Annotated in this window: 1 protein-coding gene; it reads left to right on the top strand. The window is 51.3% G+C overall.

All coding sequences use genetic code 11. The features are described from left to right. Positions 1–435: CLIPPER-2 domain-containing protein (locus tag AB2U10_RS19190; protein WP_493820793.1), on the top strand; the 435-nt coding region annotated here is incomplete at both ends.

Below are 435 nucleotides of genomic sequence, written 5' to 3'. Positions count from 1 at the left end.
GTAAGTGACCCACTACCAGGCTTAGGAACAATAACTCCTGCCTCAGTAGCCAGCCTTGAACCGGGTGCAGAAACAACGTTTACGGCAACTTATACGGTAACGCAGGCAGATGTGAACAACGGCAAGGTACACAATACGGCTACGGCTAAGGGTACACCGCCTTCAGGAGGGGACGTTAAGGATGACGACGAGGAAGATGTACCGTTCACCAGTACGCCGGGTATTGAGCTGACTAAAACAGCTTCGGCCGGTCCTCATGCAGTAGGCTCTGTGATCACGTACAGCTTTAAAGTGAAGAACACGGGTAATGTAACGCTGAACAATGTAACAGTGACTGACCCACTACCAGGCTTAGGAACAATAACTCCAGCCTCAGTAGCGAGCCTTGAACCGGGAGCAGAGACAACGTTTACGGCAACCTATACGGTAACGCAG

This window comes from Leadbetterella sp. DM7 (assembly GCF_040829825.2).
GTDB lineage: Bacteria > Bacteroidota > Bacteroidia > Cytophagales > Spirosomataceae > Leadbetterella.
Note: the sequence above shows the minus strand (reverse complement) of the source record. Positions and strands in the feature narration are given on the sequence as shown.